The 25,175-nt window shown below is 42.2% G+C and carries 22 protein-coding genes; 20 read left to right on the top strand and 2 right to left on the bottom strand.

The features are described 5' to 3' along the window. The first annotated feature begins 4 nt into the window (after positions 1-4). The 17 genes from HMPREF0501_RS05275 (at position 5) to HMPREF0501_RS05195 (ending at position 20,209) form a co-directional block, all read left to right on the top strand. Positions 5-1,042 carry a helix-turn-helix domain-containing protein gene (locus HMPREF0501_RS05275; RefSeq protein WP_006916852.1) on the top strand — a complete coding sequence of 346 codons (1,038 nt, stop codon included), beginning with the start codon at positions 5-7 and terminating at the stop codon, positions 1,040-1,042. A gap of 15 nt (positions 1,043-1,057) precedes the next feature. Beyond that, positions 1,058-1,642, top strand: a complete 585-nt coding sequence (pgsA, locus tag HMPREF0501_RS05270; protein WP_006916851.1) for a CDP-diacylglycerol--glycerol-3-phosphate 3-phosphatidyltransferase — start codon at positions 1,058-1,060, stop codon at positions 1,640-1,642. 78 nt (positions 1,643-1,720) lie between these two features. Then, on the top strand, positions 1,721-2,968 hold the full coding sequence (locus HMPREF0501_RS05265) for a competence/damage-inducible protein A (protein WP_006916850.1): 1,248 nt from the start codon (positions 1,721-1,723) through the stop codon (positions 2,966-2,968). Positions 2,969-3,050: 82 nt separating this feature from the next. Further along, entirely contained in the window at positions 3,051-4,130 is a 1,080-nt protein-coding gene (gene recA / locus HMPREF0501_RS05260) for a recombinase RecA (RefSeq protein ID WP_006916849.1), read from the top strand. Between the two features lie 180 nt (positions 4,131-4,310). Further along, positions 4,311-5,858: a ribonuclease Y gene (rny, locus tag HMPREF0501_RS05255; protein WP_006916848.1), complete on the top strand. Its 1,548-nt coding sequence runs from the start codon at positions 4,311-4,313 to the stop codon at positions 5,856-5,858. A 79-nt stretch (positions 5,859-5,937) separates the two neighbouring features. Then, positions 5,938-8,562 (top strand): DNA mismatch repair protein MutS, encoded by a 2,625-nt coding sequence (gene mutS / locus HMPREF0501_RS05250; protein WP_040455965.1) that lies wholly within the window; start codon positions 5,938-5,940, stop codon positions 8,560-8,562. A 12-nt stretch (positions 8,563-8,574) separates the two neighbouring features. Beyond that, positions 8,575-10,563, top strand: coding sequence for a DNA mismatch repair endonuclease MutL (gene mutL, locus HMPREF0501_RS05245; RefSeq protein ID WP_006916846.1), 1,989 nt, complete (start codon positions 8,575-8,577; stop codon positions 10,561-10,563). 14 nt (positions 10,564-10,577) lie between these two features. After that, positions 10,578-11,180 carry a Holliday junction branch migration protein RuvA gene (gene ruvA / locus HMPREF0501_RS05240; protein WP_006916845.1) on the top strand — a complete coding sequence of 201 codons (603 nt, stop codon included), beginning with the start codon at positions 10,578-10,580 and terminating at the stop codon, positions 11,178-11,180. 15 nt (positions 11,181-11,195) lie between these two features. Beyond that, positions 11,196-12,209, top strand: a complete 1,014-nt coding sequence (gene ruvB / locus HMPREF0501_RS05235) for a Holliday junction branch migration DNA helicase RuvB (RefSeq protein ID WP_006916844.1) — start codon at positions 11,196-11,198, stop codon at positions 12,207-12,209. Between the two features lie 14 nt (positions 12,210-12,223). Then, positions 12,224-13,291, top strand: a complete 1,068-nt coding sequence (locus tag HMPREF0501_RS05230; protein ID WP_006916843.1) for a tRNA-guanine transglycosylase — start codon at positions 12,224-12,226, stop codon at positions 13,289-13,291. Positions 13,292-13,381: 90 nt separating this feature from the next. Next, a complete protein-coding gene (gene yajC, locus HMPREF0501_RS05225) occupies positions 13,382-13,780 on the top strand; it encodes a preprotein translocase subunit YajC (RefSeq protein ID WP_040456036.1) in 399 nt (132 codons plus the stop codon). A gap of 68 nt (positions 13,781-13,848) precedes the next feature. Then, positions 13,849-14,796 (top strand): DHH family phosphoesterase, encoded by a 948-nt coding sequence (locus HMPREF0501_RS05220; protein ID WP_006916841.1) that lies wholly within the window; start codon positions 13,849-13,851, stop codon positions 14,794-14,796. Between the two features lie 10 nt (positions 14,797-14,806). Further along, entirely contained in the window at positions 14,807-16,195 is a 1,389-nt protein-coding gene (locus HMPREF0501_RS05215; RefSeq protein ID WP_006916840.1) for a DEAD/DEAH box helicase, read from the top strand. Positions 16,196-16,441: 246 nt separating this feature from the next. Next, entirely contained in the window at positions 16,442-19,093 is a 2,652-nt protein-coding gene (alaS, locus tag HMPREF0501_RS05210) for an alanine--tRNA ligase (protein WP_006916839.1), read from the top strand. A 97-nt stretch (positions 19,094-19,190) separates the two neighbouring features. Next, positions 19,191-19,454, top strand: a complete 264-nt coding sequence (locus tag HMPREF0501_RS05205) for an IreB family regulatory phosphoprotein (protein WP_006916838.1) — start codon at positions 19,191-19,193, stop codon at positions 19,452-19,454. Next, entirely contained in the window at positions 19,454-19,894 is a 441-nt protein-coding gene (ruvX, locus tag HMPREF0501_RS05200; protein ID WP_006916837.1) for a Holliday junction resolvase RuvX, read from the top strand. The genes HMPREF0501_RS05205 and ruvX overlap by 1 nt, the downstream gene beginning before the upstream one ends. Positions 19,895-19,903: 9 nt before the next feature. Next, positions 19,904-20,209 carry a DUF1292 domain-containing protein gene (locus HMPREF0501_RS05195; protein WP_006916836.1) on the top strand — a complete coding sequence of 102 codons (306 nt, stop codon included), beginning with the start codon at positions 19,904-19,906 and terminating at the stop codon, positions 20,207-20,209. Positions 20,210-20,330: 121 nt separating this feature from the next. Here the strand turns inward: HMPREF0501_RS05195 and rnhC are convergent, their stop codons facing one another. Continuing rightward, positions 20,331-21,251 carry a ribonuclease HIII gene (rnhC, locus tag HMPREF0501_RS05190; protein ID WP_006916835.1) on the bottom strand — a complete coding sequence of 307 codons (921 nt, stop codon included), beginning with the start codon at positions 21,249-21,251 and terminating at the stop codon, positions 20,331-20,333. Positions 21,252-21,289: 38 nt separating this feature from the next. On the opposite strand from rnhC, the gene HMPREF0501_RS05185 reads away from it, so the two are divergent. The 3 genes from HMPREF0501_RS05185 to trxA all read left to right on the top strand — a co-directional run bounded on the left by HMPREF0501_RS05185 (position 21,290) and on the right by trxA (position 24,606). Next, on the top strand, positions 21,290-21,829 hold the full coding sequence (locus HMPREF0501_RS05185) for a CvpA family protein (RefSeq protein WP_006916834.1): 540 nt from the start codon (positions 21,290-21,292) through the stop codon (positions 21,827-21,829). Between the two features lie 10 nt (positions 21,830-21,839). Beyond that, the gene (locus tag HMPREF0501_RS05180) at positions 21,840-24,215 is read left to right on the top strand and encodes an endonuclease MutS2 (protein ID WP_006916833.1); all 2,376 of its coding nucleotides are present in this window, start codon (positions 21,840-21,842) and stop codon (positions 24,213-24,215) included. Between the two features lie 76 nt (positions 24,216-24,291). After that, positions 24,292-24,606 (top strand): thioredoxin, encoded by a 315-nt coding sequence (gene trxA / locus HMPREF0501_RS05175; RefSeq protein WP_006916832.1) that lies wholly within the window; start codon positions 24,292-24,294, stop codon positions 24,604-24,606. A 69-nt stretch (positions 24,607-24,675) separates the two neighbouring features. On the opposite strand, the gene HMPREF0501_RS05170 is transcribed toward trxA, so the two are convergent. Beyond that, the gene (locus HMPREF0501_RS05170) at positions 24,676-25,173 is read right to left on the bottom strand and encodes a DUF2507 domain-containing protein (RefSeq protein WP_006916831.1); all 498 of its coding nucleotides are present in this window, start codon (positions 25,171-25,173) and stop codon (positions 24,676-24,678) included. Positions 25,174-25,175 lie beyond the last annotated feature (2 nt).

The raw sequence follows: 25,175 nt of genomic DNA, 5'->3' as shown, positions 1-25,175 counted from the left end.
AATAATGAGTGAAGAACAAGAACAAAAGCTCAATATTGGAAAAAAACTAAAAGATGCACGGGTCGCAAATGGCTTTACCCTTGATGATCTTCAACAAGCCACCAAAATCCAAAAGCGGTATTTGATTGCAATTGAAGATGAGCAATTTGATGAATTACCCGGAGATTTCTACGTCCGGGCTTTCATTAAGCAGTACGCCAATACGGTTGGTCTAGATGGTAATGAATTATTGAAAGAGTACGATGACTATCTGCCAAAGACCAAAACAGCTGATTATTCCGAACACCTTAATGAAGCGGTTGAACCACGACGGAGCGGCAACCGGCCGACAGCAGTAAAGCGGATTGATGGTATGCGTAAGTATCTGCCAACTATTATTATCAGTGTAATTGTTTTGGTAATTTTAGCAGCAATTTGGGTAACGGCAATTGCACGTAACCATAATGATTCTTCCAAGATTGATAGCAGTTCAGTTTCAGTTTCTGGTGAATCTAGTAAAAAGAAGGCGTCATCCAGTTCGAAAAAGACGACCAAAAAAGCAAAGGATGAGCTTAAATTAACGCAAAGTTCACGAACTGCCAATGCGGTAACTTACCGGTCCACTAAAGCACTTTCTAAAGCCACTAGTTTAGAGATTACGACGACTGGAACTTCAACGAACAGTGTGATGGTTGATGGAATGACCCGGTTGAGTCGAACGATGGCTGCTAATGGTAAGCAAACAGTTACTTTAGCGAAGAATGCACGCAGTATTACCATTCGGGTTGGTAATGCTCGGGTTGCGAAGATTAAGATTGGTAACCAAACACTTGACTTTACGGATAACAATCGGTATCCAGCTACCCGTGTAGTAACGATTTTACTTGGCAATGAAACAGCCAGTTCCAGCAGTTCAAGTAGTTCAACCGTTTCAAGTACGCAACGCACGAACAATAATCAGTCTAATGTCACAACCCAGACTAGTCGAACCCAAGGAGCGACTACGCAAAGAAATAACGGGACTGCGCAACAGACTACGACTCAACAATCGACTCGGCAATAATGAGGAGGAAGAAACTTGAATTTACCCAATAAATTAACCATTGTTCGGTTAATAATTATCCCGTTTTTCTTAATTTTAATGGTTGTGCCACTGGCATGGGGAACAGTAACGTTTCTTGGTGCTACAGTTCCGGTTGCTCAGTTGATCGCCACAATCTTGTTCATTGTGGCAACGATTACTGATAATTTGGATGGACGAATTGCCCGTCGCGACCACTTAGTAACCAATTTTGGTAAGTTTACCGACCCATTAGCAGATAAGTTATTGGTCATGACAGCGTTTATCGTTTTAACTGCTAGTCATGCGGTGCCAGCTTGGGTTACTTGTATCATTATTTGGCGTGAATTGTCAGTGACCGGATTACGGTTGTTAATCGTGGAACAAAATGGTCAAGTATTAGCAGCTAAGATGCCGGGTAAGATTAAAACGACCACGCAGTTCATTGCCATTATTTTCTTGTTGCTTCATAATGCTATTTTTGCAATTTGGAACATCCCGTTTGGTGAAATTATGTTATATATCTGCCTATTCTTCACGATTTACTCAGGAGTTGACTATTTTATCCAAGGACGCGGTGTGTTCGCAGATGGTTTTAAGTAGAGCGGTTAACAAAAAGACTGGTGAAATTTAATTATTTCACCGGCTTTTTTCGTTTATATAAGTTAGGGGGTTAATAAAATGAATGCAGAAATTATTTCGGTCGGAACGGAACTAACGTTAGGTGAAATTACCAATACCAACGCCCGATTCTTGGCAGATCAATTGCGTCAGTTTGACATTCATAATTATTGGCAAACGACAGTTGATGATCAAAAGGAACGGATTGTTACGGCAATTAGACAGGCCAAACAACGTGCTCAACTAATCTTTATTTGCGGAGGATTAGGACCAACCGCTGATGATGTGACGATGGCAAGTGTTGCCCAGGCACTAAATACCGACCTGGTACTTGATGACATGTATTGGGCAACGGTGCAAGACGACTTCCGCCAGCGGCACCTTACTTTGAGTCCCGAAAATATTCGTCAGGCATACTACTTAAAAGGTGGGCAAGCTTTAACTAATCCAGTTGGCTTGGCACTTGGTAGTATTTTTAGTGATCATGACCATACCTACGTGGTGCTGCCAGGACCACCACGTGAATTTCAGGCAATGGTAACTCAATCATTGCGGCCACATTTGGAGAAGTTGACTAGTGGCCGAACTATCATGAACCGGGTATTGCACTTTGTTGGTTATCCAGAATCAACGTTGATGGATGATATTCAGAAAGTCATGGGGACACAGACGAAGGTGATTGCAACCTCATATGTTCAACCAGATGAAACCCAAGTTCGTTTGACGGTTTTTGATTGTCCGATGGACGTGGCTCAGCAGCGATTGGATCAAGCGGAAGAGCAGATTGTTAGTGAGTTAGGAAGTTATTATTTTGGAAGTGGAGAAGGACTGACTTTAGCAAGTCAGGTTGTTAAACACTTAAAACAGTTGGGCATGACGATTTCTGCTGCAGAAAGCCTGACAGCTGGTTTGTTCCAATCTACAATTTGTTCAGTACCGGGTGCTTCAGAAGTATTTACGGGTGGTTTTGTTACCTATGCCACTGAAATGAAAACTAAGCTGCTGGGAATTCCAGAAGAGTTAATTAATGAACACAGTGTAGTGAGTGGGGAAGTTGCAGGTGCAATGGCGCAACATTCACGTCAATTAACTGGTGCAAATTTGGGCATTGGTTTTACTGGAGTTGCTGGCCCGGATGGCTTGGCAGGACATCCAGTAGGGGAAGTTTGGATTGGTATCGCAAATGGCCAACAAACGATCACCAAGCAGTTACATCTGTCGCAGCAAATGGGACGACAAGCAATCCGTCAGCAAAGCGTCCAACGGGGTTTGTTGGCTATTGAACATTTACTAAAATCTCTCAATTAACTCGAACATTGGTTCGAAAAATGCTTGTGTTTTGATAAAAAACTGATATTATTAAAACAGGATCCTGTTAAGGAGGAAAATAATGGCAGATCAAAGAAAGACAGCATTAGATAATGCTCTTAAAAAAATTGAAAAAAACTTTGGTAAGGGCTCCATCATGCGAATGGGGGATGCAGCAGATACCAAAATTGCGTCAGTTTCAAGTGGTTCCTTAGCAATCGACGATGCACTTGGGATTGGTGGATACCCTCGTGGACGGATTATTGAAATGTACGGGCCAGAAAGTTCTGGTAAGACTACGGTGGCGCTCCATGCAGTAGCAGAGGTTCAAAAGCAAGGCGGTACAGCCGCTTACATTGACGCTGAAAATGCCTTAGATCCACAATATGCGGAAGCATTAGGGGTCGACATCGACAATTTATTACTCTCTCAGCCGGATACTGGGGAACAAGGATTAGAGATTGCGGATGCCTTAATTGCTAGTGGTGCGGTAGATATTGTCGTTGTGGACTCAGTTGCTGCTTTAGTACCACGAGCAGAAATTGAAGGTGAAATGGGTGATACCCATGTGGGTCTGCAAGCCCGTTTAATGTCACAAGCCTTACGGAAGCTTTCTGGTGAAATCAATAAGACCAAAACGATTGCCATCTTTATTAATCAGATCCGTGAAAAGGTCGGAGTGATGTTTGGTAATCCGGAAACTACTCCTGGTGGTCGGGCTTTGAAATTCTACTCAACCATTCGGATTGAAATTCGTCGGGGCGAACAACTTAAAGAGGGGAAGGAAGTAATCGGAAACCGTGCCAAAATTAAGATTGTTAAAAATAAGGTTGCCCCACCATTCAAGCGTGCTGAAGTCGACATTATGTACGGCACAGGAATTTCCAAGACGGGTGAATTGCTTGACATGGCCGTAGAAAAGAATCTGGTCAAGAAGAGTGGGGCTTGGTATTCCTACGGATCAGATCGGATTGGGCAAGGTCGTGAAAATGCCAAAAAGTGGTTAAGCGAACACCCTGAACAAATGCAGGAATTAATGACGAAGGTCCGGGAAGCTTATAATATGCCGGTTAGCGATGAAGATAAAGCTGAAGCTAAGACTGCTGCCAGCCAGGAACCAGCAAGTACCCAAGAAACCATTGAAGAGGCCTCGGAAAAATAGTGAACTAAAAATGAGTGAGAAAGCATGTTATTTTCTCACGCATTTTTTATTTGTGGAACAACCATTTATTGACACCCTTTCCGACAACGATTAAAATTAACTTTGTACGTGTTTTTTACACGGCAGTTTGTAATTTAATTGATTAAATCACAACTCAATAGTTGATTTGGAGGGGTCATAATGAAAATATTGACGGCCGTCATCGCTATTGTTGCTTGTGTTTTTGGTTACTTTATTCGTCGTTTCATTGTAGAACGACAAGTTGAACAGGCCAAAAATAATGCTAAGGAAATCATTTCGTCTGCTAAGAAAGAAGCGGCAACCGCAAAAAAGGAAGCCATTCTGGAAGCAAAGGAAGAAAGTCATCGCTATCGGGAAAGTGTAGAACAAGATCTACAAGAGCGTCGTCAAGAAGTTCAAAAACAAGAGGAACGCTTAATTCAACGGGAAAACACGTTGGATCGGAAGGATAGTGCCTTAGAAGATCGAGAAAATGTAATTAGTTCTCGGGAATCCAAATTGGATGCAAAACGAGAACAAGTTCAAAAAGATCATGAACAAGTGGCAAATTTAATCAAGCAACAAGCAGATAAATTGCAGGAAGTTGCAGGATTAAGTGAGGATCAAGCTAAGAAACTATTGCTAGCGAAATTAAAAGAAGAGTTAGCGGTTGAACGCGATAAGATGATCCGAGAAAGCGAAGAAGACGCACAATTAACAGCGGAAAAGAAAGCTAAAAGTTTAATTGTTAGTGCTATTCAACGGAGTAGTGCTGATATGGTGTCAGAAGCAACAGTGTCAGTGGTTAATCTCCCTAATGATGATATGAAGGGACGAATTATTGGTCGTGAAGGACGGAACATTCGGACCCTAGAAACATTAACGGGAATCGATTTGATTATCGATGATACGCCTGAAGCGGTAGTACTGAGTGGTTTTGATCCAGTACGCCGAGAAATTGCCAAAATGGCACTGGAGCGACTAATTCAAGATGGGCGGATTCATCCGGCACGGATTGAAGAGGCAGTTGAAAAGGCACGTAATGATATGGATGCACAACTACGTGAAGTCGGTGAAGAAACGATCTTTGACCTCGGAATTCATAGTATGCATCCGGATCTCATTAAGACAATTGGCCGAATGAAATACCGGACAAGTTATGGTCAAAATGTTCTTCAACACTCAATTGAAGTTGCTAAATTGACAGAGATTATGGCAGCTGAACTGGGCGAAGATACCACATTAGCTAAGCGGGCCGGATTATTACATGATATTGGTAAAGCAATTGATCATGAAGTTGATGGCTCTCATGTTGAATTAGGGGTTGAATTGACCCGTAAGTATAAGGAAAATCCTGTGGTCATTAATACAATTGCTTCGCACCATGGAGATGTCCCAGCAACATCCATTATTGCGGTGCTGGTTCAAGCGGCAGACGCGATTTCTGGCGCCCGTCCAGGGGCACGGAGTGAGTCTTTGGAGGAGTACATTCAGCGGCTGAAGCAGCTTGAATCAATTGCCAATCATCATAAGGGTGTTGACCATAGCTATGCAATTCAGGCTGGCCGTGAAGTCCGGGTTATTGTTAAACCGAAGAAGGTTTCTGACAACCAGGCTGCTGCCTTGTCGCATGATATCAAACATGAAATTGAAGATCAGTTAGAGTATCCCGGACACATTAAGGTCACGGTTATTCGGGAAGTTCGTGCTGTAGACTATGCAAAATAAAAACGAGGCTGGGATGTTGACCCGGCCTTTTTCGTTTAAAATAGTGAGAAGAGAGATTAAGTAACGAGAGGTGAAAATAGTGGCCAAAAAGCTAACACCAATGATGGAACAATATCAGAAAGTAAAGGACCAATATCCGGATGCTTTTTTGTTTTATCGGTTGGGTGATTTTTATGAACTATTTAATGATGATGCGATTAAGGGTGCACAATTACTGGAGTTAACATTAACCAGTCGGAGTCATAGCGCGAAAAATCCCATTCCAATGTGTGGGGTTCCGCACCGTGCTGTGGAAAACTATGTCGACATTTTGATTGACAAGGGGTATAAGGTAGCCATTTGTGAGCAGATGGAGGATCCCAAAAAAGCTAAGGGCATGGTTAAACGAGCAGTCACTAGATTAGTAACTCCGGGAACACAAATGGACCTAAAGGGCGATCAGGCCCAGAGTAACAATTACTTAACAGCGGTCTACCTTGATGGTAGTGACTACTGCCTGGCTTATGCAGATTTATCAACCGGGGAATTGAAAACGACAACTTTTCAGCAGCAGAGTGAATTGATGAATGAATTAATTAACCTGCAAACGCGTGAAGTTGTTCATTTGGAAAAGCTGCCGCAATCCATTATTGATGAATTAGGAAAACGGAATATTTTGATTTCTAGTCAATCTCAGTTGGCAAAGGAAGCAGAAGTTAGCTATCTGACCCAGAATCTGGAAAACCAAAATCAGCAACACGTGGTCGCTATTTTGGTGTCATACCTTTTGACAACCCAGAAACGTTCGTTGGCGCATTTACAAATTGCACAGTCATATCAGCCCAGCTCTTTTATGAAAATTGATCATTATTCAAAAACTAATCTTGAATTAATGACGAACCTACGGAGCGGTAAACGACAAGGGACACTGGTATGGTTGCTGGATGAAACCAAAACGGCGATGGGAAGTCGGTTATTAAAACGCTGGTTAGACCGACCATTAATCGACCAGCAAAAGATCGAAAAGCGACAGGATAAAGTACAAGTTCTTTTAGATAATTACTTTGAACGTCAGAATCTTCAAGATGAATTAATTAAGGTGTATGACTTAGAACGATTGGCCGGGCGCGTGGCGTACGGTAGTGTTAATGGTCGTGATTTGATCCAATTAAAAACTTCGCTACAACAGGTACCGAAAATTAAATATGTGTTGGAAACGATGGATTCACCAGTGTTTGACGAGCTTGGTAATCGTTTGGATCCACTGGAAGATATTGCTGATCTAATGGACCAGGCCATTAATGATGATCCGCCGATTTCGGTAACGGATGGTGGAGTTATTAAAGACCACTATAATGATCAACTAGATAATTACCGTGATGCCATGAATAATGGAAAACAATGGATTGCCGATTTGCAACAAAAAGAACGTCAAACGACCGGAATTAATAACTTAAAGATTGGTTATAACCATGTGTTTGGCTATTACATTGAAGTTACCAAGGTTAATTTGGATAAACTCCCTAAAGATCGCTACGAACGAAAACAGACCCTCACGAACGCAGAACGTTTCTCAACCCCAGAATTAAAGGAAAAGGAAGCGCTAATCCTAGGGGCACAGGAAAAATCAACCGCATTGGAGTATGATTTGTTTGTGGAAGTTCGTGAGCAGGTGAAAACCGCGATTGAGCGGCTTCAAGCGCTTGCAGAAGCGTTATCTGAATTAGATGTTTTACAAAGCTTTGCTGTAGTTTCTGAAAAATATCATTTTGTGCGGCCAGAGTTGAATCATGATCATCAGCTAATGATCAAAAATGGTCGTCATCCGGTAGTTGAAAAGTTTATGGGCCATCAAGAATACGTCCCAAATGATGTTCAAATGGGGCAAGATACGGATATCCTACTGATTACCGGACCTAACATGTCAGGAAAGAGTACTTATATGCGCCAATTGGCCTTGTCGGCAGTGATGGCCCAAATGGGTTGTTTTATTCCGGCTGAAAAAGCTAATATGCCGATTTTTGATCAGATTTTCACCCGAATTGGTGCTGCCGATGATTTAGTATCAGGTGAAAGTACCTTCATGGTTGAAATGATGGAAGCCAACAATGCTTTACTGCATGCTACCCGTAATAGCTTAATTTTGTTTGATGAAATTGGTCGGGGGACGGCGACCTATGATGGGATGGCACTAGCACAGGCAATTATCGAATATGTTCATAATAATGTGCACGCCAAGACCCTCTTTTCTACTCACTATCATGAGTTAACGGGCTTGGATCAGCAGTTGGATAAATTGCAAAATGTTCATGTTGGTGCCACTGAAGAAAATGGTGAATTAATCTTCCTCCATAAGGTAACAGATGGACCAGCAGATAAATCATATGGGATTCATGTTGCTAAACTGGCCGGGATGCCTGCAACGTTGCTGAAGCGGGCTAATCATATCTTACAGTCGCTAGAGAGTGAACATGAGGATGATCACGTTGCTGGAGCCACGGTTACTGAGTCTAAAGAAGTTAATACGGTCAATGAAAGCAATACGCAACCGCAATATCCAGTGGAACAAGATGGCCAGCTGGAACTCTTTTCACCAGCACCTAAGCAGCCAAATCATCGGCGAAATGATAAGGTGCTTAAGCAATTACAGGGCTTAGATTTGATGAGTATGACGCCGATGGAAGTAATGAATCAAGTTTACCAGTGGCAGCAAAAGTTAAAGTAAGGATGATGTGAATTGGGTAAAATTCATGAGTTGAATAATGTACTTGCTAATCAAATTGCGGCTGGTGAAGTAATCGAACGCCCAGCCTCAATTATCAAAGAGTTAGTTGAAAACTCACTTGACGCCCACAGTAAAAGAATTGATATTGTGGTGACAAAAGCAGGCCTGGGTGAATTAAGGGTGATTGATGATGGTGATGGAATTGCCACGGAAGATGTTAAAGAAGCTTTTAAACGCCATGCAACCAGTAAGATTAGCACTCGGCAAGACCTGTTCCGCGTGCAGACGATGGGATTTCGTGGCGAAGCGTTACCAAGTATCGCTTCAGTTGCAGATGTGGTGATGACCACGGCAACTGGTGGTGCATCAGGAACAATGATCCACTTTCATGGTGGCGAACTAAAAGATTTTCAGGCTGCACCAGCACGGCGCGGTACGGATGTCAAAGTTAGTGAGCTGTTTTTTAACACTCCAGCCCGCCTAAAATACCTCAAATCACCGCAGACGGAACTTAGTCGAATGGTTGATATTATTAACCGGTTAGCGCTTGCCAATCCTGATGTAGCCATCTCATTTACTCATGACGGTCGGGAAATGTTTCGGTCGGCTGGAAATGGCAATGTTCAACAAGTGATTGCAGCAATTTATGGGGTCAAAGTGGGTCGTAAAATGTTAGCAATTCACGGTGCTGATCCAGACTTTACGGTGGATGGCCTTGTTTCTTTACCAGAACTAACCCGGGCAAGCGGGCAGTACATGACGATTACTATCAACCATCGTTACGTGCGTAATTACCAATTAACTAAAGCAATTATTGAGGGTTATGGCTCTAAATTAATGGTTGGTCGCTATCCAGTAGTTGTCGTTAATATTGATTTGGATCCACTTTTAGTGGACGTTAATGTGCATCCTGCTAAACGAGAGGTTCGTCTGAGTAAAGAGCAACAACTGGCAACCTTAATCAGTACGACCATTCAGCAGAAAATTGCCCAGCAGAATTTAATTCCAGATGTTGGCGAACGGGCCAATCAATTACTAACCACACCGAATTCGTCGGTGGTTGAAGAAAAAACTGATACGTATAGTCAAACTGCTAATTTAACGAGCAATGAAGCCGCAACCCCTGTTATGATGGATCATAGTAATCCGGCGAAAGTTGATAGTAGGGATAGTATTGTTGCAACCCCGATTGTTATCCATAGTCGGGCTGAACTTCAACAACCGCGTTTAAAGGAATTTGATCGTAAATATCAAAATGAGGTTGCAACCCCGTTTAATGATGAGCAAACCACTGTGAATAACAGGGAAGAGACTAATCAGCACACGGAAGAAGTAAGCTTGGCGATTAATGACCAAGGAGATCATGATCAACAGCGCTTTCCACAATTACAATACATTGGCCAGTTACAAGGGACCTTTTTATTGGCACAGGCTTCTGATGGATTATATATTATTGACCAACATGCCGCCCAAGAACGGGTTAACTATGAGCGGTTTAGGAAAGCAATTGGGCAGGTTTCGGCTGATCAGCAAAACTTTTTACAGCCGTTGGTATTGAATTATTCTGTTTCAGACGCGTTAAAAATTAATGAACAATTAACCACTTTGCAACAGGTTGGTCTCCACTTAGAACCATTTGGGCAAAATAGCTTTTTACTATCAAGCCATCCAACTTGGTTTATTGATGGTCAGGAAGAAGATACTGCTCGTGAAATGATTGATTGGGTAATTCAAAATGGTCATCTTACGGTAGCAGAATTTCGTGCCAAAACGGCGATTATGATGAGCTGTAAGCGGGCCATCAAAGCTAATCACCACCTGGATGATTTACAAGCTAAAGCCCTATTAAAAACTTTACCGCATTGTGAAAATCCATTTAATTGTCCTCATGGCCGTCCAGTATTGATTCACTTTACTGATACTGACCTAGAAAAATTATTTAAACGGATTCAAGAAAGTCATCAACCGTTTGCCAACGATTTTGATGATCATGAGTATTAGAAACGAGGAAGAGAATGTACGAATATCTACTGGGAACGATTACGGAAGCCCATCCTGATTATTTAGTAATTGAAGTGAATGGGGTAGGCTTTCGGGTTCAAGTTGCCAACCCATATAGCTACCCATTAAATGAAGATGCAACTAAGATTTATGTCTATCAAGCAGTTCGCGATGACGCAATTAGTTTATTCGGTTTTCACAATGCCGAAGAAAAGCGTCTCTTTACTAAATTATTAGCCGTATCTGGGATTGGGCCGAAGAGTGCTTTAGCGATCTTGGCGAACCCTGATCATGAGGGATTGGTCGAAGCAATTGCTAATAATAATGTTTCATATATTACCAAATTTCCGGGAATCGGTAAGAAAACTGCTTCACGGATTATTATTGAATTGCAGGATAAGGTTGACTCACTATTGCCAACCTTTGACTTGCAACCACAAGTTGAACAGTTGCCAACGAATAATCAGGATAACCCTGAATTGGCGGATGCTTTAGCTGCATTAAAGGCGTTGGGATATTCGGCAAAGGATGTTAAAAAAGTGGCTAGTTCACTGAAACAAGAAGGAGGTCTCTCGACAGACCAATATCTGCGGAAGGGCCTGACCCTATTGAGTTAGTGAAAGGAGGGTGTAATGGTGAGTGATGCAGAAAATATTATGTCAAATCAAGCGACGAACGAAAATGAAAGTGTGATCGAAAAGAGTTTACGTCCGCAGACTTTAGATGATTACATCGGTCAGCGTAAAATTAAAAAAGAATTAAAAGTCTACATCACAGCTGCTAAATCCCGTTCGGAAGCACTGGACCATGTTTTGCTGTATGGACCACCGGGTCTTGGTAAAACGACGTTAGCAATGGTGGTGGCTCATGAAATGGGCGTGCAAATCAAAACGACCAGTGGGCCGGCAATTGAAAAGCCTGGGGATTTAGTGGCACTATTAAATGAATTGCAAGCTGGGGATATTCTTTTTATTGATGAAATTCACCGGTTGCCGAAGGTGGTTGAAGAAATGCTGTACTCAGCCATGGAAGATTTCTATATTGACATTGTGGTTGGTGAAGGGCCGACTGCACATCCGGTTCATTTTCCGTTACCGCCCTTTACATTGATTGGAGCAACCACCCGGGCTGGTGCATTATCGGCTCCCTTAAGAGATCGTTTTGGAATTGTTGAACATATGGCGTACTACGATTCAGCAGAACTTCAGCAAATTATTTTACGGAGTGCGGGTATTTTTAAAATTTCAATTGAGCAGACAGGAGCACATGAATTAGCATTGCGGTCGCGAGGGACACCACGAATTGCCAACCGATTATTAAAGCGGGTGCGCGATTTCGCTCAGGTCGCTAAAAAGCCAGCCATTGATCATGAGATTGTGGTTAAGGCACTCCACTTACTTCAAGTTGACGGCAAGGGCTTGGATGAAGTCGACCGGAAGGTGCTTTTAACAATGATTAACCTATATCATGGTGGACCAGTCGGGGTGAAAACCATTGCTGCCAATATTGGTGAAGAAGTCGATACGATTGAGGAAATGTACGAACCATACCTATTACAAATCGGCTTTCTGTCACGAACTTCCCGTGGTCGAGTGGTAACACCAGCCGCATATGAACACTTAGGGCTAAATTATGAGTCGAATTAAATGAGGAAATGGTAATGAAAAATCAGTTTAAAATTTTAGCTTCACGTTCTGAAAAGGAACAACTACGGAGGGGAGAATTAATTACTGATCATGGTTCAATTCAAACACCAGCAGTGATTCCTTTTGCAAAACGAGAAGCAGTTAGTCCATTAACGACGACTGAATTAGCATCGCTAGAATGCCAAGCTTTAGTGATACCGGCATTGCCGTTCTTTGTGCAACTTGGTGAAAAAGCGATGCAAAAACTTGGTTCATTGCAAAGATTTATGAACTGGTCACGACCTTTAATGTCATTGGTAGCGGAGTTTGGACCCATGCAGAAGGTTAAGAAAAATGCTGGCGAGCTGGGGGTTCGTTATGAAGAACCATTTACCAAAGCTCATAAACGGTTAACGAGTTACCAAGCAAATCAATTCCAGATAATGGGCAAAGCTGATATTCAATTTCCTATTTATCAGGTTCCTGACTACTATTCGCCGGTTGACGATTTGAAAACTGCGGTCGAATTGAACCTCACATGGCAGAAACAAATCAATAGTGAGTGGGGAGTGGTTGTCGGTGCTGGCTTGCGAGCGCTTCGTAGCCACTGCATTACCGAGTTAGGTGACAAATGCGGTTACTTAATTGCTGATTTGCCAGATGAACCTGAAGAGTGGTCTCGAATTGTGAAAGAAACTTGTGAATTATTGCCAAAAGATCGACCTCGAATGATTATTGCATCAGATAGTTGGCAAATATTTGCCGCACTGCGCTTGGGAGTTGATATTGTGATCACTGCGTCACCAATGGAAACTGCTCATCGTGGTGAGCTATATACAGCAACAGGTTCTTGTAGGATTGGTCATGAAAAATATCAGGATGATTCACGATTAATAACCGTGCATGCCACAACCCAGGTTACGTATGCTTACTTACACTATCTTAACCATCAGCGTGATCCCTTAGCTGACCATTATTTGGGATTGAATAATTGGTCGTGGATTAATAGTTTTGCTAAACAACTCCGGGACGCAATTCAAGCAGAAAATTCAGTAAAGATTAATGACTTGTGGCGAATTGCCAAATATTATACTAAGGCTTGAAATAAGATAGTGGTAATTACCCTTGTTTTTTGGTATTCTTAAAAGGTGAATTATTTTTAGAAGGGATGAAGAATATTGAATAGTCAAGGTATGTCAAGCATCATTTTGATTGTTTTGATGGTGGTCTTCATGTATTTCTTCATGATTCGTCCTCAACAAAAGCAACGCAAGGAACATCAAGCAATGATGAGCAAGTTGCAACCGGGCGATCACGTGGTGACTATTAGCCGTCTGCACGGTGTAGTAAGTGAAGTCAACGAAAAAGAACAAACAGTTACGCTTGACTGTGAAGGAATTTACTTAACGTTTGACCTGGTTGCGGTGCAACGGGTTGTTGCTGCTAAGCAATCAGCAAAGAATGTTGAAGAAAAGCCAGCAGATAAAGCAGTTCAAGATGCTCCTGCAGAAGAAGCTGCTCCTAAAGAAGCCGCGGCTGATGATGCCAAGGATTCTGCTGAAGTTGATGATCATCAAGATTCAGCTAAATAGTGAGAAAAGTTGGGAGCAGTCCCAGCTTTTTTTATTTAGGATCATGATTAATTGATAAGGAGAACATTATGGAAATTTTGGACCAAATTTATCAAGAAATTAAAAAATACCCAAAGATTATTATTCATCGGCATCAACGTCCAGATCCAGATGCGTTTGGTTCTCAAGTTGGATTAGCAGAAATTATTAAAGCCTCCTTCCCTTATAAGGATGTTTATGTTGTCGGCAAGGATTTTCCGAGTTTGAGTTGGATTGGTCAGATGAATGATCTTAAATCAGCTGAGTTTAATGATGCGTTGGTGATCGTTGTCGATACGGCTAACGCGCCCCGGATTGATGACCGGCGATTTGATAATGGGGATAAGTTAATCAAAATTGATCACCATCCGAATGATGAACCTTTTGGTGACTTAATGTGGGTTCGTCCAGAAGCATCAAGCTGTTCAGAAATGATTTATGATTTTTATCAACACTTTGCTGATGATTTAAAGTTACCGAAGAAAGCGGCGAATGCTTTATATGCAGGAATTGTTGGTGATACTGGCCGTTTCTTATACCCGGCAACGACAGCGCGCACAATGTTAGTCGCGGGGGCATTAATTGCCCATGGAGCAGATGCGGCCGCAATTAGCCAACGGGAAAATCAAATTACAGTTCCACTAGCCCGACTGTCCGCATACGTCTACGAGAATTTGACCATTTCCGAAAGCGGTGCTGGTTATGTGGTTCTGAGTTCACAAGTTTTGAAACGCTTTGGATTGACTGAAGCGGGAACGTCAGCGGTAGTTCCTTTGCCAGGACGCATTAACGAGGTTAAGGCGTGGGCGATTTTTGTCGAACAAGAGGACGGTCACTTCCGTGTCCGGCTCCGCTCCAAGGGCCCAGCAATTAATGAACTGGCGAAGAAGCACCGGGGTGGTGGCCATGAATTAGCCAGTGGAGCCAAAGCGACCGACTTAGCGGAAATTAACCAGATTGTGGAAGAATTAGAGAAATTAACTAGTCAAGATAGATAGTGAGGATATTATGACAACAACGTTTGCTGATTTTAAATTAAAACCTTGGCTGCTGACTGCGTTAAAGTCAAAGTCCATTAATTTTGTTCAGCCAACTCCAGTTCAAGAACGAGTGATTCCGGAAGTGTTAAAGGGTGAAAATGTCGTTGGCCAATCGCAAACTGGTTCAGGTAAAACACATGCGTTTTTACTGCCCATTTTTTCAATGATGGACGTGAATGAACAAAGGGTACAGGCGGTTGTGACTGCGCCGAGCCGTGAATTGGCTACTCAAACTTATAATGCTGCCAAACAGTTAAACAAGTTTGCTCCAGAACCATTGACGATTCATAATTACGTTGGTGGGACGGATAAAGAACATCAAATTGAACAATTAAAGCGGAAACAACCCCAATTGGTCATTGGAACACCAGGAAGAATTTTAGACTTGATTAATTCAGGAGCGCTAGACATTCATTTAGCAACGCAATTTGTGATTGATGAAGCTGATATGACTCTGGATATGGGCTTCTTGGAACAGGTGGACCAGATTGCTGGGCACTTTCCAGAAAAACTACAAATGATGGTCTTTTCCGCTACCATTCCAGTTGGCTTACGTCCATTTTTAAAGAAGTATTTGGAGAACCCAGTAGTGGAAGAGATTCCCACCGAAACGGTGATTAATCCGAATGTGGAAAACTGGTTAATGTCTACTAAGGGTCGTGATAAAAATTCACTGATTTACGAATTACTGACGATGGGTGAACCTTTCTTGGCATTAGTATTCGCCAATACTCGGGAACGGGCAACGGAGATTTATCATTACCTAACAGAACAGGGCCTGAAAGTAGCGCTTATTCACGGGGGACTCGAACCACGGGAACGTAAAAAGATGATGCGCCAAGTCCGTAACTTAGACTTTCAATATGTGGTGGCCACTGATCTAGCAGCTCGCGGAATTGACATTGAGGGTGTCTCGCTAGTGATCAATGATGATATTCCAAGCGATTTAGAATATTTTATTCACCGGGTCGGCCGAACCGGCCGGGGCAACCTTCATGGGACGGCAATTACACTGTATGCACCTTATGAAGATGATTTAATTGCCAAGTTAGAAGAACGGGGAATTAAGTTCATTCCGAAGGTACTCAGCAATGGCCGAGTCAAAACCACCTATGATCGAAATCGACGACGCGGTTATAAACGTCGTAAGAAGGCCCTTGATCCGACGATGAAGGGGTTTGTCAAAAAAACCAAGAAGAAGGTTAAGCCTGGTTATAAAAAGCGGATTCGAAATAAAATTAAAGAAGAGGCACGACAACAGGCAAAGCAAGAGCAACGTCATAAAATTCGAAAGGCCAAGCGGGCGCGTCAACGTCAGCACCGGGCCGAAAGGAAAAAGCAGTCATTAGGCCGTTGATTTTATGCATTGAGAAAGTTATAATAAAATCCGTCTGGGACATGGTAGATGATTGGAATGCTTAGAGAGATCCTGGTTGGTGAAAGGGATTCTGAAGATTGTTTATTGCTCCCCAGTAAGATAAGTGAATAAATCCCGCTTGGGAATCAAAAGAGGTTAACGATCCATCGTTGCAAACAGAGTGGTACCGCGCTTTCGGCGTCTCTGTATGCAGGGATGGTTTTTCTTTTGGAGGAAGAGAGACAAATGAAAAAGCTGAAGAAATTAAATAGTGCGCAAGTGCGACGGATGTATCTAGACTTCTTTATCCAGCATGGTCATAAGGAAATGCCAAGTCGCTCATTAGTGCCGGTTGATGACCCGACTCTATTGTGGATTAACTCTGGTGTGGCCACAATGAAAAAGTACTTTGATGGTAAAGTGGTACCGGACAACCCACGAATGACCAGTTCGCAAAAGAGTATTCGAACCAATGATATTGAAAATGTTGGTAAAACAGCCCGTCACCACACAATGTTTGAAATGCTTGGCAACTTTTCCGTAGGTGATTACTTCAAGAAAGAAGTTATTCCATGGGCCTGGGAATTATTAACCAGTGATGAATGGTTTGGTTTTGATCCAGAAAAGCTATACGTTACTTACTACCCAAAGGATCATGATGCTTACAATTACTGGCGGGCAGCCGGAGTGCCAGAAAATCATCTGATTCAGAATAAGGATAATTTCTGGGATATTGGTCAGGGTCCTTCTGGCCCGGATACTGAAATCTTCTATGACCGTGGTCAGGAAATGAACAATGTTGCTGAAGATGATCCAGAAAATTATCCCGGTGGCGAAAATGAACGTTACTTAGAGATTTGGAACATTGTTTTCAGTCAATTCAACCATACTCCTGAGGATACTTATGAACCACTACCACATAAGAACATTGATACGGGGATGGGTTTGGAACGGGTAGTTTCAATTTTTGAAAATGCCCCAACTAATTTTGAAACGGACCTCTTTATGCCATTGATTAAGCAGACGGAGACGTTTAGCCAAAATAAGCAGTATGGACAAAATGCTGCCGATGATGTCCAATTTAAGATTATCGCCGATCATATTCGGACAATTACTTTTGCGATCGGTGATGGTGCCTTACCATCCAACATGGGTCGTGGATACGTTATTCGGCGTTTACTGCGGCGAGCAGTAGTTACTGGTAAAAAGCTCGGAATTGACGAACCATTCTTGGCCAAGATGGTACCAACAGTGGGCGAGATTATGAAGGATTACTATCCAGATGTGTTAGAGAATGCTGACTACATCGCCTCCGTAATTAAGTCAGAGGAAGAACGGTTTAGTACAACGTTGAACGGTGGGTTAAATCTGCTAAATAACGTCATTGATGATGCCAAGCAAAATGGCACGAATGAAATTGACGGGAAGACGGCCTTTAAATTATATGATACTTATGGCTTCCCAATTGAATTGACCAAAGAATATGCCAGTGATGAAGGGTTAACTGTTGATCAATCAGGATTTGAAGCTGCCATGACTGAACAACAAAATCGGGCCAGAAATGCTCGTGATATTGATAACGGAATGGGTGTGCAGACAGATGTTTGGACTGATTTTACGGAACCAAGCAAATACGTTGGTTATCACCAATTGAGTGTCGAGAATGCTAAGATCATTGGTCTAACTGCGGATGGTCAGCACGTCCAAGAAGCTGACCCCCAAGCGGATGATATTGAAGTGATTTTTGATGTAACGCCATTCTATGCTGAAATGGGTGGCCAAGTGGCCGATACTGGTGACATTATTGACAATTATGGTCATCAAGTGGGCCGAGTTGTAGACGTCCAACATGCTCCTCACCAGCAGAATCTTCACCGGGTTAAGCTGACCGCACCAATTAAACTGGGGGCTAAGTACCGTTTAGTTGTTGATCGGATTCGTCACCTTAAGATTGAAAAGAACCATACGGCAACCCACCTCTTAGATCAGGCGTTACGGAACGTTCTAGGTGGTCATACGCAACAAGCAGGTTCACTTGTTGAAGAGCATTACTTACGGTTTGATTTTAACCACTTTGGACAGGTCACTGCTGAAGATTTAAAAGCAGTTGAAAAAATGGTAAATGATCAAATCTGGAAGGAAATTCCAGTCACCACGGTGGAAACCGATATTGACTCAGCTAAGGAAATGGGTGCTATTGCCCTCTTCTCTGACAAGTATGGTGATAAGGTCCGGGTAGTCAAGATTGGCGACTACAACACCGAATTTTGTGGTGGTGATCATGTTCAAAATACGAATGAATTAGGACTGTTCAAGATTGTTTCAGAAGCTGGGGTTGGTGCGGGAATTCGACGGATTGAAGCCGTTACTGGTAGTGATGCCTTTAAATTTATGCAAGAACGAACTGATCTTTTAGATACAGTCGCTAATGAATTAAAGGTTAGCCAAGAAAAGGAAGTTCCTCATCGGGTTCAAGAACTGCAGACGCAGTTAAAGGATTTGGAAAAAGATAACGCCAACCTCCAAGCAAAGATTGCTGCTCAACAGGCATCACAAGTGTTTGATGATGTTCAAGACACCAAGCAGGGTCGATTGATTGCAGCAGAATTGAATGTTGCTGGGATGGGACAATTACGACAATTAGCCGACCAATGGCGAGCTAAGGGCCAATCTGATTTCTTGGTGTTAGCAACGGCCAATGGTGACAAGGCTAACTTATTGGTTGCAGTTAGCGATACGAAGGCTAAAAAAGTTAAAGCAGGCGATTTGATTAAGGCGATTGCTCCTGCCATTAACGGTGGTGGCGGTGGCCGACCAACCTTAGCACAAGCAGGTGGGAAAAATCCTGCTGGTATCAAACAAGCTTTGCAACAAGCTAACGACTATTTAAATCAATAATTGAATCAGGGACGGGGATGAATTAATGACCACGTCCCTTTTATAATTTAGATATGGTATAATTTGAACATTAGAATAAAAAGGGGAGGTTACCCGAATGGCAAATGATGAAACGATGTTCTTTAACTTTGATGAACAACACGAAAAGAACGTTAAGGAAACATTAAAGACGGTTTACAATGCACTTGAAGAAAAGGGCTATAATCCCATCAATCAAATTGTTGGGTACCTTTTATCAGGAGATCCTGCTTACATTCCACGGCTGAATAATGCTCGGAACCTAATTCGTGAACACGAACGGGATGAGATTATTGAAGAACTGGTGCGTTCATATCTAACTAGTAATGAGGCACAAAAGTAATGCGGCTATTAGGGTTAGATGTTGGTTCAAAAACAGTTGGGGTGGCTGAAAGCGATCCCTTAGGATGGACTGCTCAAGCAGTGGAGATTATTCCGATTGATGAAGAAAATGAAATTTTTGGAATTGACCGGATTGCTGAACTAGTCCAAGCTCGTCAAGTAGCAGGCTTTGTATTGGGCTTACCTAAAAACATGAATAATACTGAAGGACCACGTGTTGAAGCATCACGTCATTATGGCGAATTGCTACGGCAACGGTTCCCCAAATTACCAATTGATTTTCAAGATGAACGGCTGACTACTGTTCAAGCACACCGGATGTTAGTGGAAGAGGCCGATGTGTCACGACGCAAGCAAAAAAAGGTAATTGATGAATTAGCAGCGAGTTTGATCCTGCAAAATTATTTGGACCGGCACGGTAAACTAGTTCAAGAATTGTGAGGTAACAAGATGGCAAGAATTCAACCAGAAGATCGTGGTGAAACCTTTACTCTGATCGATGAAAAGGGGAATGAGGAGTTATATAAGGAAGCGTTACGTTTCCAAGCTGATCATTCTGATAAATGGTACATTTGTCTTTACCCAGTCGATCAAGAAAATGCTGAAGAAGTAAATGTTCAAGCGTTCGAAATGCGTCCGACAGAGGATGAAGATGATGAAGTTCAATTACTACCCATTGAGAGTGATCAGGAATGGGAAATGGTTCAAGAAGTTATCAACACGTTTATTGATGATGATGGTAACTTCAATGTTTAATAATGAAATGAATCAAATTTAGTTAGTTACTGATGAATGATTCCAAAATAAAGCGAACTCCAGAGCCGGAAAAATCTGACTTTGGAGTTCGTTTGCATCTGGTCCGTTTTGGGTTAAATGTTTATTGACGAGCCAACTTGATTGCCTTTTTAGTATTGGCAAAGTGAAGCTTAGCAAAATTATTTAGATCCTGTCCTTGTTTCAGCAGTTGAGCTGCAACTTGATCGACTTTGAGACCGGCACCAATTGGTAAGGTTATTCCGGCGCGAGCTGATAAATCGTCCATCGTTTGGAGCGAAATATAACGTGCCACAATCGAAGCTGCTGCTACGGCTAAATGGTAGCTTTCTCCCTTTTCTTTAAAGAAAACGTGTTTATCAATGATTGGCGATTGATCACGAACATAGCGGAAATAGGTAGACGGTTGTACAAACTGGTCGATTAGAATTGCTGCGGGTTGGACTGGCGCAATTTGGTTAAGGACTTTTCCGAGAACAAAGTTATGGCAAATGGCCTTTAGTTGGGCCTGATTATATTTACGGATTAGCCGGTTATAGTCTTGCGGTTTCACATTCACGACGTGGTAAGGACATTGCGCCATAATTTGTTTGGCAATTTTAATAATGGTTGGGTCGGAAAGCTTTTTGGAATCTTCAACCCCCAACTTACGCAAGGAAGCTAGGTGATCTTGATCAACAAAAACGGCTGCGGTGGTTAAGGGGCCAAAGTAGCTTCCGGTACCCACCTCGTCAGAACCCAGGACCGCTAATTGACTGAAGTTGGTTGGTAAATCGTTGGCGGATTTCATTTGTGGATAGACTTCGTTTGTGGAGACAGCAGCCGCTTGCCATTGGGAAGCTTCCTGGGAAGCTAATTTTCCTTGAAACATGACTTTGCCAGACTGGTATCCGGTAATGGTGACCCCAGGGAGTTTAGCCATAAATTTAGTTCCCTTTGGTAATTTTTGATGAGCTGTATGAGTAGTATAATGATTAGCGATCTGGTTTAATTTGGTGGGAGTAACTTTTAAAACTTCGGTCATTATCGATAACTCCTTTAGTTTGAAATGGATGTGGAAGTATGATTATTAATCTGATCATCTTATTAATATTACTTGGTTGTTGGATCAATGGTCGTAAACGCGGCCTGATTGCCCTAGTTATTTCGACGATCACCTATTTTATTGGGTGGGTAGTAGCCCGTTTGGGGGCGAAGTCGTTAGGGATGATCCTCAGTAGTATTTTACCATCAATTGGTAATCAGGATGTGCCCGCGACCGGTGGCTCAGCTTCAGGTGTCCTAACGGTCAGCAGCAATCAGTTTTTTTATAATGGGATTGCATTTATTATTATTTTTTATGGCATTACTTTTTTTAGCCGGTGGTTATTAAAACGTGTTAATTTTCTCAAAAAAGTGCCGGTCTTAGGAACTATTAATGGATGGGCTGGCGGTTTACTGGATGTCCTTTTAGGTTATCTGATTATTTTTATGGTGCTCATTATTTTTCAAATGTGGCCAGCTGTTTGGTGGCAGAATCAACTAGCAAATTCTGGACTTGCACAATGGATTATTTTGAAGACCCCTATTTTAGCGGAAAGTGCACTACACTGGTTTATGTAGGAGAGTAATTATGAATAACAAAATTTTAGAAATATTAGAATATCAACGATTAAAACACATGGCAGTGCCATTTTTGGCAAGTGCAGCTGGACAAGAAGAGCTCGAACAGCTGGTCCCTCAAACTGATTTGAAGACTGTTCAAACTATGGTTGAGGAAACCACGGATGCAGCGGATATTAACCGAATTGTGGGACCAATTCCAGTGCCGGCATTAGCAAATATTCGTCCCCAATTGAAACGGCTACGGGTTCAAGCAAGCCTCAACGGAACAGAATTGGCACAAATTGCTAAAGTATTACAGACGACTTTAGCGATGAATAATTTCTTCGATCGTTTGCGTGATGATCAGATTGATTTACGACGGCTCTATCAGGTGGTTGAACAGTTAGTAACCATCCCGGAGGTAACGAAACGCCTATTAAAATCAGTTGATGAAGATGGCCGAGTGAAGGATGAAGCTTCGAGTAAGTTGCATGGATTACGTCAATTAATTGCAACAACGGAGACGGAGATTCGGCAAGCATTGGAAAAGTATACCCGGGGACGAGAAGCTAAATACTTGAGTGACACGATTATTACAATGCGCAATGATCGCTATGTGATTCCAGTTGAAGCTCATTATCGAAGTCGCTTTGGTGGCGTTGTTCATGACCAAAGTGCCAGTGGACAAACGCTCTATATTGAACCGCAGAACGTGGTGGAAATTAACAATCGACTGCGACAAGCACAAATTGAAGAACGTCAAGAGGTTCGACGGGTACTGGCTGAGTTATCTGCGTTAATTGCGCCTTACCGAAAAGAAATTGCTAACAATGAACGTCTGTTAGGTCATCTGGACTTCGTAAACGCCAAGGCCCGGTTAGCTACGAAAATGCACGCGACGCTGCCCGTTATCAATGACGATGGATTAATTAATCTACGTCAAGCACGGCATCCGTTAATTGATCCACAACGGGTCGTGCCTAATGATATCCAATTAGGAGACCAATACCGGACAATCGTTATTACGGGACCGAACACTGGTGGTAAAACCATTACCTTAAAAACTTTAGGGTTAATTCAGCTAATGGGACAATCGGGCTTTTTCATACCGGCAAATGAAGGTAGTCAAATCACAATCTTTGATAATGTGTTTGCGGATATTGGTGATGAGCAATCACTGGAGCAAAATCTTTCTACCTTTTCTGGTCATATGGAAAATGTCAAAAGAATATTAGAACAGATCACGGAGCGGTCCTTAGTTCTACTGGATGAATTAGGAGCGGGTACTGACCCGAAAGAAGGGGCCGCATTGGCGATGGCGATCCTTAACCAAATCCAACAGGTGGGAAGTGAAGTCGTGATTACGACTCACTACCCTGAATTAAAGGTATATGGATTTGAACGTCCACAGACTATTAATGCTAGCATGGAGTTTGACGTGGATACATTTCAGCCCACTTATCGGCTAATGCTGGGAGTTCCAGGTCAGTCGAATGGGATTGCAATTGCGCAACGACTGGGATTAGCATCCACGGTGATAAATGATGCGCAGTCGTTAGTTAAAGATGATAGCCAGAAACTGAATGCAATGATTGGTGAGTTAGTTGAGCAACGAAAACAGGCACGTGAAAATCAGGAACGGTTAGCCAAATTGGTTGCGGAAAATCAACAAAAAGCGACCGATTTAGAACAAAAATTGAATCGGTTCAATGAACAGCGGGATGATCTTTATGAAAAGGCGCGGATGCAAGCCAACCATCAGGTTGCGGATGCGAAACGGAAGGCAGATCGGATCATTCACCACTTACGTCAAATGGAAGTTCAGCGGGGAACTCAAATTAAGGAAAATGAATTAATTGATGCGCAAGGACAATTAAATGCTTTGCATCGTGATCCGCGTTTGAAACGGAATAAAGTTTTACAACGAGCTAAGCAGAAACATAACTTAAAGATTGGTGATGCGGTTAAAGTAAAATCATATGGTCAAGTCGGCACTTTAATCGCTAAACGCGGTAAGCATCAATGGGAGGTTCAACTGGGAATTCTCAAAATGGCGATTGATGAACGTGATCTAGAAAAGGTTTCTTCAAAGGTCCTTGCCCAAGCGGAGAAAGAACAAGTTGTAAAGCCAAAACGAGTCCGGACAGTTCAAACTCGACGGACATCTGCACGGTTAGACTTACGTGGTCAACGATACGAACCAGCAATGGCAAACTTGTCTAGTTTTATTGATCATGCGTTGTTGAATAACTTACCAAGCGTCACGATTATTCATGGTAAGGGAACGGGAGCAATTCGCAAAGGAACTCAGGAATATCTACGGAGTAATCCACGAGTAAAGTCATTTGAATATGCTTCACCTTCAAATGGTGGTGATGGTGCTACAATTGTTTACTTTGAATAAGTAAGTATTTTTGATTGTTTTTACAATTTCTTCTGGTAAAATAGAGATAACAATTCGATTTAAGGAGGAATTACAAATGGCAGTTAACGTAACAACGGATCAAAGTTTTGAACAAGATACTGCAAAAGGCCTGGTTTTGATTGATTTTTGGGCAACTTGGTGTGGTCCATGTCGCATGCAATCACCAGTAGTTGAAAATCTATCAGAAACGATGGCAGATCAAGTTAGTTTCTTTAAGTTAGATGTTGATCAAAATCCAGATACCGCCAAAAAATTCCAGATCATGAGTATTCCGACGCTGATGATCAAAAAAGATGGTGAAGTCGTGGATAAGGTAATTGGTTACCACTCGAAGGAACAGCTGCAAAAGGTGCTTGAGCAATACATGTAGTGTTCATATGTTTCTGAATATAATAATGGCTCAGAGTTCTTGATACTGAACTCTGAGCCATTATTTTTATTATTTATGTTGATCCTGTGGGCGTTTGAGTTTAATAAACGAAGCAATTTCAGTTTCCTCTTGATCACTTAATTTTTGTGGATCATTTTGGGCAAAAATGCGGACTTCCTTATGCTTAATACTTTCTACTTCCGCTTCAGTAATAGTGCCCAGTTGGAATTCTAGTTCTTGAGCAATAAAGCCAGCTTCTAAAGTAAACGAGGTTTTTTCTTTGTCAATCGCTAAGCGCTCAGTTACTTCCGGACCACTTAATTTAAAGGTATGTTGGAGCGGGGAGTCCTTGATTAACTGTAAACTGCCAAAACCCAGTTGGTGAGTAAGTAAAACTAGGTCGTCAATTGAGGCGACGGGGTATTCACGGGCCAAATCTTTCCCAATCCAGTAAAGGATCCCATCCGTTTCCTTGCCTAATAGGGCAGGTAAGATTACATCACGCATGGTGGCAGTTACAAAGCCGCGCTGGCTATTTATTAATTGATCGTAACGTTTTTGAGTCATTC

Source organism: Limosilactobacillus coleohominis 101-4-CHN, from assembly GCF_000161935.1.
In the GTDB taxonomy this organism is placed as follows: Bacteria; Bacillota; Bacilli; order Lactobacillales; family Lactobacillaceae; genus Limosilactobacillus; species Limosilactobacillus coleohominis_A.
The sequence above is the reverse complement of the archived record's forward strand: the minus strand, read 5'-3'. Positions and strand labels throughout refer to the sequence as shown.